Annotated in this window: 8 protein-coding genes; 4 read left to right on the top strand and 4 right to left on the bottom strand. The window is 69.9% G+C overall.

Features of this window, described 5'->3' with window-relative positions; translation table 11 throughout:
- Nucleotides 1-62: 62 nt before the first annotated feature.
- Complete coding sequence (locus tag AC07EQ_RS42010) at nucleotides 63-467, bottom strand: DUF5318 domain-containing protein (protein WP_478393365.1); 405 nt, start codon at nucleotides 465-467, stop codon at nucleotides 63-65.
- Between the two features lie 248 nt (nucleotides 468-715).
- Here AC07EQ_RS42010 and AC07EQ_RS42015 point away from each other — a divergent pair, with 248 nt between their 5' ends.
- Both AC07EQ_RS42015 and AC07EQ_RS42020 read left to right on the top strand, forming a co-directional pair.
- Entirely contained in the window at nucleotides 716-1,306 is a 591-nt protein-coding gene (locus AC07EQ_RS42015; protein WP_132479515.1) for a PadR family transcriptional regulator, read from the top strand.
- Between the two features lie 20 nt (nucleotides 1,307-1,326).
- On the top strand, nucleotides 1,327-2,418 hold the full coding sequence (locus tag AC07EQ_RS42020; protein WP_478393372.1) for an inositol-3-phosphate synthase: 1,092 nt from the start codon (nucleotides 1,327-1,329) through the stop codon (nucleotides 2,416-2,418).
- A 242-nt stretch (nucleotides 2,419-2,660) separates the two neighbouring features.
- Here the strand turns inward: AC07EQ_RS42020 and AC07EQ_RS42025 are convergent, their stop codons facing one another.
- Nucleotides 2,661-3,512 carry a GGDEF domain-containing protein gene (locus AC07EQ_RS42025; protein ID WP_478393366.1) on the bottom strand — a complete coding sequence of 284 codons (852 nt, stop codon included), beginning with the start codon at nucleotides 3,510-3,512 and terminating at the stop codon, nucleotides 2,661-2,663.
- Between the two features lie 292 nt (nucleotides 3,513-3,804).
- On the opposite strand from AC07EQ_RS42025, the gene AC07EQ_RS42030 reads away from it, so the two are divergent.
- On the top strand, nucleotides 3,805-5,109 hold the full coding sequence (locus AC07EQ_RS42030) for a glycosyltransferase 87 family protein (protein WP_478393367.1): 1,305 nt from the start codon (nucleotides 3,805-3,807) through the stop codon (nucleotides 5,107-5,109).
- 63 nt (nucleotides 5,110-5,172) lie between these two features.
- On the opposite strand, the gene AC07EQ_RS42035 is transcribed toward AC07EQ_RS42030, so the two are convergent.
- Both AC07EQ_RS42035 and AC07EQ_RS42040 read right to left on the bottom strand, forming a co-directional pair.
- Nucleotides 5,173-6,537 (bottom strand): hypothetical protein, encoded by a 1,365-nt coding sequence (locus AC07EQ_RS42035; RefSeq protein ID WP_478393368.1) that lies wholly within the window; start codon nucleotides 6,535-6,537, stop codon nucleotides 5,173-5,175.
- Nucleotides 6,538-6,714: 177 nt separating this feature from the next.
- Nucleotides 6,715-7,578: a hypothetical protein gene (locus tag AC07EQ_RS42040; protein ID WP_478393369.1), complete on the bottom strand. Its 864-nt coding sequence runs from the start codon at nucleotides 7,576-7,578 to the stop codon at nucleotides 6,715-6,717.
- 201 nt (nucleotides 7,579-7,779) lie between these two features.
- Here AC07EQ_RS42040 and AC07EQ_RS42045 point away from each other — a divergent pair, with 201 nt between their 5' ends.
- Complete coding sequence (locus AC07EQ_RS42045) at nucleotides 7,780-8,958, top strand: AI-2E family transporter (protein ID WP_478393370.1); 1,179 nt, start codon at nucleotides 7,780-7,782, stop codon at nucleotides 8,956-8,958.
- Nucleotides 8,959-9,210: the final 252 nt, after the last annotated feature.

Here is a 9,210-nt window from a genome sequence, read left to right on the forward strand (position 1 = left end):
GCGTTCACGTCGGGGTTTGCGCCGCACCGGGCGCGCGATCGTGTTCGGGGTCACGACCGCTGTCACTCCGCTGCAGTCTTGCGCCGGGACCGGCTGTTGTTCAACCCATCTGTCCCGAGGACGTACGACTGCACCAGGTGGTTCCAATTACATGTGCGGCATACCTCTACGACGTAGACGTTGAACTCCTCGAACATGGCCGCCATCCGGTCGAGCTCCTCGGGGGCCCGCGCCGTTCCGGACGCGTGCTTGAGGGCGTCGCCGAAGACCCAGGAGACCAGGGTCAACGGTTCCTTCCGGCACACCGGGCAGGTCACCCCGCTCGGCTGACCATGGAATTTCGCCGCCCGCAGCAGGTACGGATCGGCGTCGCAGACCTCCATCACCCCGACGCGGCCAGCGTGGACCTGCGCGAGCAGCGCTCGGCGCTGCAACGCGTAGTCGACCACTTGCCGTTGGGTCCGCACGCCCACAGAGTACGTGTCGGCGACGGCTGCTCCATGCGCCGTTCAGGGCAGGCCGGGCCTCCGACCGCCACCAGCGGTGACGACCACCACGTCAAGGGCCGCTCGATTGTGTTTCCCGATATATCGGCGCGATACAATCCGAAGGGTGGCCTGCCTCGCCGCGATCTGTGGGTGTGCGGGGCCGCCCTGGAATCCGGCGCTGCGATTGGGCGGCAATCGGGCGCTGAACGCGGGCGGAGGAGGTGCGAATGCTGGAACTCGCCGTGCTCGGGCTGCTCCACGAAGCTCCGATGCACGGCTATGAGCTGCGGAAGCGGTTGCACGACGCGCTCGGCGCCTTCCGCGCACTGTCCTGCGGAACTTTGTACCCGACGTTGCGCAGGCTGCAGCGCGCCGGGTTGATCGAGGAAGAAACCGACGCACCCGGCTCGCGCGGGTGGGGTCGGCGGACGCGCCGCGTGTACCGCATCACAGCTGCCGGGCAGCACCGGTTCGCCGAGCTGGTCGGCGACTGCGGGCCGCAGGCCTGCGACGACAACGCCTTCGGCGTGCACATGGTGTTCTTCTCCCGCACGCCGGCCGAGGTCCGGATGCGGATCCTGGAAGGGCGTCGGCGCCGCGTCGAGGAACGCCGCGACGGCCTGCGCAGCGCATTGGCGGGCTCCGGGGACCGGTTGGACCGCTATACCCGCGAGCTGCACCGGCTCCGGCTGGACCACAGCGAGCACGAGGTCCGCTGGCTCGACGAAATCATCGAACAGGAACGCGCCGAGCAGGCTGCTGCGGCGCCGGGCCGACCCAACGTCGGCGAGCAAGAACTGCAAGGACACGACAGATGAGCAAGAAGGAGGGCCCTGCCATGGGCGGAGATCGTCGAGCGGTGCGGGTGGCGATCGTGGGCGTCGGGAACTGCGCGGCGTCGCTGGTGCAGGGCGTTCACTACTACGCCGACGCCGAGCCCGGGACCCGGGTTCCGGGCCTGATGCACGTCACCTTCGGCGACTACCACGTGCGCGACGTGAAGTTCGTCGCCGCCTTCGACGTGGACGCGAAGAAGGTCGGCCGCGACCTGTCCGAGGCGATCGTCGCCAGCGAGAACAACACCATCAAGATCGCCGACGTGCCCCCGCTGGGCGTCACCGTGCAGCGCGGCCACACCTACGACGGTCTCGGCCGCTTCTACCGGGAGACCATCGAGGAGTCCGACGAGCGGCCGGTCGACGTGGTGCAGGCGCTCCAGGACGCCGAGGTCGACGTCCTGGTGTCCTACCTGCCGGTGGGCTCCGAAGCGGCGGACAAGTTCTACGCGCAGTGCGCGCTGGACGCCGGCGTGGCCTTCGTCAACGCGCTGCCGGTGTTCATCGCCTCCGACCCGGAGTGGGCGCAGAAGTTCACCGACGCGGGCGTGCCGATCGTCGGCGACGACATCAAGTCGCAGGTCGGGGCCACCATCACGCACCGAGTGCTGGCCAAGCTGTTCGAGGACCGCGGCGTGCACCTGGACCGCACGATGCAGCTGAACGTCGGCGGCAACATGGACTTCCTGAACATGAAGGAACTGGAGCGGCTGGAGTCGAAGAAGACCTCCAAGACGCAGTCCGTGACCTCGCAGGTGGACCGCGACCTCGGCAAGCGCAACGTGCACATCGGGCCGTCGGACTACGTGCCGTGGCTGGACGACCGCAAGTGGGCCTACATCCGGCTGGAGGGCCGCGCGTTCGGCGACGTGCCGCTGAACCTGGAGTACAAGCTGGAGGTGTGGGACTCGCCGAACTCGGCGGGGATCATCATCGACGCGATCCGGGCCGCCAAGATCGCCAAGGACCGGGGCATCGGCGGGCCGATCCTGTCCGCGTCGTCGTACTTCATGAAGTCGCCGCCGGAGCAGTACTCCGACTCCGCCGCCTACCAGGCGGTCGAGGACTTCATCACCGGCAAACTGGAGCGCTGACCACAATCTCAATAATGGAAGTTGCGCACTGTCGGCGTGTCACGTCACGACACACCGAACCCCTGTGGACAACTTCGGCCATCTGTGGATAGCTCGCGCAATTTCAATGGAAATCGAAGGTCCGATTTCCAATTGAAATTGCGGAGACCTGGACGGGGCAGGAGGAGGGGGCACCCGCTTCGCGCGGGTGCCCCCTGTTTCTTGCTCGGGGTCTGCTCAAGACCCACGCGGTACCTCCTTTCCTAGTGTTGGAGCTGTTGTTCGGCCCGGGCGAGGACCGCGTGCACCGACGCTTGACCGTCGGTGGTCACCCAGCTCACCCGCAATCCGGGACGAACTCGCTTTCGGCCGATGCGCACCGGCCAGCCCGCCACCTCCCGCGCCTGCGCGGCGATCTCCTCGCCGGTGCCGCTCGGGTGCTCCGCGACCACCGCGAACTCGTCGCCGCCGTAGCGGGCGACGGTGTGCTCGTCGCTGAGCCCCTCCCGGAGCCGCCCGGCCAGCGTGGTCAGCAGGTCGTCGCCCCGGTCGAAGCCGTACTCGGCGTTGAAGGCGGCCAGCCGATGCACGTCGATGAGCACCAGCGTGGACAGCGTGCCGCGGCTGCGGGCGCGGACCAGCGACTGCTCCAGCCGGTCCAGCAGGAGGGCGCGGGCCGGCAGGCCGGTCAGCGGGTCCAGCAGGCCGCGGCTGTGCGGGACGTCGGTGTGCACCGGCTGCAGCAGCACCAGCACCCGGCGGCGGCCCTGCACCTGCACCGCGTGGTAGTCCGCCCAGATGCGGCTCAGCGGTTGGCCGCTGCGGGCGATCACCATCGGGATCGACAGCGGCGAACCGGCCCGCAGCACCTGGCCGGCCAGCTCGGCCCAGTCGGGCATCGGGGCGCCGGTGTCGTCGCGCACCTGCCAGCCGGTGGGCCGGGCGCCGGTGAGCAGGTCGGCCTTGGCCAGCTGCATCAGTTCGGCGGCGACGTCGTTGGTGGCCAGCACCTGGCCACGGTCATCGGTCAGCAGCACGCCGAGATTCAGTCCGCTGATGAGTTCGTCCCAAACCGGCGCCAACTGGCCCGGTGCGGTCACCTCGAGGACACTCATTCGGCCCCCTCCTCCCCACCAAACGGAGCAGTCCGTCTGAGCCTCCCCTCAGTGCAGGGCGAAATTCAAGGCCTCAGTCACCACCCGTAATGGTGGTATTCACGCTGTGCGCATAGCTGTGCGTTAGTTGTTCACGCACCGTTTCCGCCCAGGTCACCTCGACGGCCGGGATTTGATGAGGCGAGCAGGTGAAACATCGATGGGTGGCATTGCGCTCAAAACGCCCCGCGCCGTCCCCGCTGCCGATCGAATCCCTACGCTGGTCGAGGTGCCGCAGGCGAGAGGATGGTGCATGCCGGTGCACGGGACCGCGGGTCGACCGCCGCTGTGGGAGCGGTTGCGCGACCACCGATCTCTGCTGGCCGTGATCGCGGTCGCGGAGCTGGTCGCGGTGATGGTGGTCTCCACCGTCAACACGCACGACCACATCGACGGTGAGGTCTACCGGCTCGGCGCGAAGGCGCTGCTGGCCGGGCGCGACCTCTACAACGGCCTGCCGGCCACCGAATCCGGGCTGGAGCTGCCGTTCATCTACCCGCCGTTCGCGGCGATCCTGTTCGCACCGCTGGCCCTGATCCCGAAGGCCGGCTCGACCGCGGTGATCATGCTGGTCAGCCACCTCGCGCTCATCGCGACGCTGTACGTGGTGCTCAGCGCCTCGACGTTCCTGCGCGCGCACCGGGACAAGGTGCTGCTGGTGACGGCGGCGGTGCTGCCGCTGGCCACGATCAGCGAGCCGGTGCTGGAGACGATCACCTACGCGCAGATCAACATCGTGCTGATGGCGCTGGTCATGATCGACTGCCTGTGGCGGACCGATGGAGCGAAGAAGCTGCCGTACCCACGCGGCCTGCTGATCGGCCTGGCCGCCGGGATCAAGCTGACGCCGCTGGTGTTCCTGCTGCTGCCGCTGCTGCGCCGGGACGTCCGGATGATCGTGGTCTCGCTGCTGACCTTCCTGGGCACCGCGCTGCTGGGCTTCGCGCTGACCTTCGACAACGCCCGGCGGTTCTGGCTGCAGGAGATGCTGGCCAGCAGCAACGTGTCCTTCGGGCCGAAGTTCACCGGCGACGCGTCGACCTACGCGGGCAACCAGTCGCTGCGCTCGCTGCTGAGCAAGATGTCCACGCCGAGCCTGACCGTGGTGTTCGGGCTGCTCGCGCTGCTCGCGCTGGTGCTGGCCGTGGTGGGGATGGTGCACGCGGTCCGGCAGCGGGATCTGCCGACGGCGGTGACGATCAACGCCATCCTCGGGTTGCTGGTGTCGCCGATCTCCTGGTCGCACCACTGGGTTTGGGCGATCCCGGGCCTGGTGCTGCTGCTCGGCGCGGGCTACGTCCGGCGGAACTGGGGGCTGCTGCTCGCGGCCGCCATGACGGCCGGGTTCTTCATGATGGGTCCGCACTGGAAGATGCCCCAGGGCGACGGCCTGGAGCTGACCTGGAACTTCTTCCAGCAGCTGATCGGCAACTCCTACGTCTACTTCGGACTGGCGTTCCTGCTCTACAACGCGGTGCTGTGGTGGCGCTCCCGGCGCACGGTGATCGACCCGGGCGAAGCGGCCCCGGAAGCCCCCCGAACCGCTCCGGTGCCGTAGCCGTTCGTGGGCATGAAAAAACCGGGGCGAGCGTGGTGCTCGCCCCGGTTCTTCGCGTTCGGATCAGATCCGGTTGAACACGACCGTGTCCGCGTTCTCCAGGGAGCGCAGGACGCCGTCGGAGGTCACGCCCGGCGTCGGGAGCGTGTGGCCCTGCACCGCCGTGATGTCCGGGACGCCGCCGTCGAGCACCGGCAGCGCCATGCCGGTCCGCGGCGCGGGCACCGGCCGGAACGGGTTCTTCGTGACGACCTGCTCCGGGGGCACCGCCGCGGCCAGCTCGTCCAGCACCGTGACCGCGACGTCGGAGCGCAGCGGCGCAGCCGTGAACGCCGGCTCCTCGCTGCGCGCCGCGGTGCCGTCCAGCGCGGAGGAGATCCGGCTGACCTGCGGCACCGAGGTCTGGCCGCCGCTGAACGCGTTGAGCTCACCCAGCGCCGGCAGCGGCGCCGTCACGCCGGGGGACTCGCCGCGCTGCGTGGTGCCCGGCGTCCGGGACACGCTGACTAGGGGGATTCCGGTGAGGTCCGGGATCTCGTTGGCCTTCACCTGGTGCTCGCCCGGCACCTCCAGCGGCACGAGGTCGGCGCGCGGCGACGGCTCGGCGGCGACCGCGGACAGCGCCCCGGCCAGCACCTCGTGCGGCACGGTGCGCAGGTCGCTGCGCAGCCCGGGCAGCTCCGCGGTGGTGAGGTCCACCCGGTCCGGCGTCACCAGGCCGCCCTGGCCGCGGGACAGCGCGTTCTCCCAGAGCTCGACGATGCCGCCGGCCGGGGTGCTGAAGCCGTCGAAGTAGACCAGGTCGTCGTGTGGGATCACGAGGTCTGCAGGGACATCCAGGAGCGCACTCGTTTGAAAAGCACCCTCGTCAAGGGTGTTGGCACCTCCCTGGATGACGGCACCGATGGGACCTGCCCAGCTCAGCGAGCGGTGGAAGCCCTCGGCGGGCGTGACCGGGCGGTCGCCGTCGAAGGGCGACCGGCCGGGCACGAGGTCCAGCGGCCGGGCTTCGGCGGGGTCGGCGACCCAGCCGGCCAGGTGCAGCGGGGCGGTCTGCGCCGGGATGTGCCAGTCGCGCAGCGCCGGCATCTCCCGGGTCAGCTCGTTCTCGACGGCCGGCAGCAGATCGCGCACCGGGTCGATGGTGCCCGCGATCGCGGTGACCGGATGGCTGGTCCGCGACTCCACCAGCAGCGCGTTGTACCGCGTGCCGGAGCTCTCGGGGAACAGCTCACCCGCGAAGCACCGATCGGCAGGCACCGCATCGTCTCCGAGCTCGTCGAGTACTGGGGGGAGCATCGATTCGCCCAGCGGCGGGGTCGGACGCTCCGGGCAGGCCTGGCTGGCGGACGCGACCCCCGTGCCGACGGCCAACATCCCACCAGTGACCAGCGCGGCTTGCACACCGCGCTTCGCCCAAGTCTGCATGGATCTCTCCTTCACAAGGTTTCCCCCTGCAGGGGAGGAAAATCAACTGAGGGCGCCACACCGTCATCGGAACTTGATCATCGGGAGACGGCGGGCATCGGAAATGTGGAGCCGGGTTGCGCGCGGCGGATTTCCTTTCGGCGGCAACGAGATCCGTCGCCTGCGCCGCGCAGCGGTCTAGTCGGGTGTAGTGCCCGGCTGCGGTTCGGGCGCGCTGATCAGCGTGCTGGCGATGTCGCGGGTCGAGGCCCCGGCGAAGGCTGGGGTGCGGGCCGGTTCGGCCGGGTAGCAGCCGACCGCGGCGGTGTTGTGCTGCTGTCCGTCGCCGGCGCCACCGCAGCCGGGCGCGCCGGGCAGCGTGGGCAGGGCGAAAGGCCTTGGCCAGCCCTGGTTTCCGGGTGCCTCAGCGGGTTCCGGCGCTCGCGGCCGGGTGACCGCGTCCGCCTGCTCCGGCGACCGCTGGTGCTCGACCAGCTGCGCCGACTGCGGGACAGCGGGCGGGAAGCCCGGCGCCGGTGCGGCCTGCTGAAGCGGCATGGACGGCGAAAAGCCCTGCTGCGGGGCGGTTTCCCCGGACAGCAGCGGGCCGTCGAGCCCATCCAGTCCACTGTCGACGGACGTGGACAGCGCGCCCGCCTGGGCTTCGGTGACCGACAGCGCGTCGCCCGCGACGTGCCGGACGCCGTCGGCCGACTCCTGCAGCACGCCGGTCACCGGCTTCGCCGCGTCGAGCAACCGCTCCGCCGGCTCGGACCGGACCAGCTCGACCGGGTTCAGGCGGCCGAGCGAGAACTCCGCCGGGCCGGACCGGTCGGTGGTCGCACCTTCCACCGGCGCGGCCGGTGGGTTCGCCGATTCCGGCGGCGCGGCCGATTCGTCGGCGGGCGCGGCCGGGGCGAGGTTCGAGGCGTCCGCCGGGAGCCCGGTGCCGATGAGCCAAGCCGCGGAGGTTCCGGCGACCGTCGCGCCCGCCACCACCAGGGCACGGGTCAGCAGCCGCCACGGTCGGGCGGCTCCCGTCGTGCGGTAGCGGCCGGACATCTCGGTGCCAGAACCTCCTCGGCTTCGGGCGACTCCCTGTTGGACTCTGCCTCCTCGCCGCCGCGCACTCTTTCACCACAACCGCCACTTCCGTAAGCACAGAGCGACAGCTTCGCCACATCGTGTTACTGGTGTTCCGGCCCGATTGCGCGCCGTGGTCATTCCGCCCCCGGGTCCGGTGGTCGGCGCTACGGTGGCAGGGTGAACGACTTCAAGATCACCACCCGGGACGACGCGGCGGCGTCGATTCCCCGCGTGCTCCGCGTCTCGGCGGCGTTGAGCTGGCGGTTGGTGGTGGTACTCGGCGCCCTGTACGTGGTGGGGCTGGTCATCGGCCAGATCTACGTCGTCGTGATCCCGGTGGCCATCGCGCTGCTGCTGTCGGCGCTGCTGGCCCCGATCGTGTCCTGGCTGGCCCGGCGCGGCGTGCCGCGGGCGCTGGCCACCGCGATGGTGCTGATCGGCGGGCTCGCGGTCGTCGGCGGCGTCCTCACCTTCGTCATCAACGCGTTCATCGACGGCTTCCCCGACCTGCAGCGCCAGGTCGTCGCCAGCCTCAACCAGCTGAAGGACTCGCTGGCGCAGGGCCCGCTGCACATCAACGAGGAGCAGATAGGCCGCTACCTGGACCAGGCCCAGGAGTGGCTGGCCGCCAACCAGGCGGCGTTGACCAGCGGCGCGCTGTCCACCGCGGGCACCTTCGGCAACTTCCTCACCGGGTTGGTGCTGGCGCTGTTCACGCTGATCTACTTCCTGCACGACGGCCGCGGGGTGTGGCTGTTCGTGACGAAGCTGGCGCCGAAGCACGTGCGGCACCGCGTCGACGTCGCCGGCTGCAAGGGCTTCGCGTCGCTGGTCGGCTTCGTGCGGGCGACCGCGCTGGTCGCGGTGGTGGACGCGCTCGGCATCGGCACGGGCCTGATGATCCTGGGCGTGCCGCTGGCGATCCCGCTGGCGGCGCTGGTGTTCCTCGGTGGTTTCGTGCCGATCGTCGGCGCGGTGGCCTCCGGCGCGGTCGCGGTGCTGGTGGCGCTGGTGACCAAGGGCTGGGTCGTCGCGCTGATCGTGGTCGGCATCGTGCTCGCGGTGCAGCAGATCGAGGGCAACGTGCTGCAGCCGCTGATCCTGGGCCGCGCCGTGCAGATCCACGCGCTGGGCGTGGTGCTGGCGATCAGCATCGGCGTGGTGGTCTCGGGCATCATCGGCGCGCTGCTCGCGGTGCCGATGGTCGCGGTGCTGAACTCGGCGATCCGCTCGCTGGTGGAAGAGGAACCGGAGCAACCGGCCGAACCCGCCGGGGAGCCCGAAGCGGAACCACCGCCGCCCGACGAGACCCCGGACGAGAAGCCGGAACAGGCGCCGCAGAACTCCGAGGTCTGACGGGGTTCAAGAGGCTGTTTTGAACGTTGTGGCGTGGGCTGTGCCTGGCTAGGACAGCCCCGACCGGCATTCATGATGTCGGGGACCCCACAGCCAGGCAGCGTCTGCAATTCCCGCAGGGGGCCGCTACCCGCCGCAAGATTGAGCACAGGCTCTCAGCTTGTTGTTTAACCTGTCGGTTTTCGGCTTGCGGTGAGACTGAGTGCTCTTTTGGTGCTCTTGCCGACGTTGTGGCGTTGCGCGGGCCTGTGG

Source organism: Saccharopolyspora sp. NPDC045839, from assembly GCF_056431645.1.

Excerpts from the sequence above, each read along its gene's own strand:
- AC07EQ_RS42020 (WP_478393372.1), top strand. The coding sequence starts at position 1,327 with ATGGGCGGAGATCGTCGAGCGGTGCGGGTGGCGATCGTGGGCGTCGGG.
- AC07EQ_RS42035 (WP_478393368.1), bottom strand. The coding sequence starts at position 6,537 with ATGCAGACTTGGGCGAAGCGCGGTGTGCAAGCCGCGCTGGTCACTGGT.
- AC07EQ_RS42015 (WP_132479515.1), top strand. The coding sequence starts at position 716 with ATGCTGGAACTCGCCGTGCTCGGGCTGCTCCACGAAGCTCCGATGCAC.
- AC07EQ_RS42030 (WP_478393367.1), top strand. The coding sequence starts at position 3,805 with ATGCCGGTGCACGGGACCGCGGGTCGACCGCCGCTGTGGGAGCGGTTG.
- AC07EQ_RS42040 (WP_478393369.1), bottom strand. The coding sequence starts at position 7,578 with ATGTCCGGCCGCTACCGCACGACGGGAGCCGCCCGACCGTGGCGGCTG.
- AC07EQ_RS42025 (WP_478393366.1), bottom strand. The coding sequence starts at position 3,512 with ATGAGTGTCCTCGAGGTGACCGCACCGGGCCAGTTGGCGCCGGTTTGG.